The sequence below is a fragment of the Flavobacterium solisilvae genome, assembly GCF_012911605.1.
GTDB classification, from domain to species: domain Bacteria; phylum Bacteroidota; class Bacteroidia; order Flavobacteriales; family Flavobacteriaceae; genus Flavobacterium; species Flavobacterium solisilvae.
The window spans coordinates 1-291 of record NZ_JAAMPT010000096.1; the positions used below are offsets into that span (position 1 = coordinate 1).

Annotated in this window: 1 pseudogene; it reads left to right on the plus strand. The window is 34.0% G+C overall.

What is annotated here, in order from left to right:
* Nucleotides 1–291, plus strand: a pseudogene (locus G6042_RS00455) (IS21 family transposase); the annotation flags it as partial.

Genomic DNA, 291 nt, shown 5'->3' on the forward strand with positions numbered 1-291 from the left:
CAAGAAATACGGTAAAGAAATATATTTCTTTATTTGAACTTCTAGGCTTAAGTTTTGAAGCTATTGATGCCAAAACAGATGCCGAACTTGAAGTTTTGTTTTCACAGAATACTGTTGAAACAATAGATCCCAGACTACAAAAGCTTCATGATTTTTTTCCACAAATGGAGCGCGAACTCAAGAAAGTTGGAGTTACAGTTCAACTTATGTGGGAGCGATATATTACTATACATCCTGATGGTTTTAAGAGTTCTCAATTTAGACATCACTTTAAAATATGGAGTAAACGCG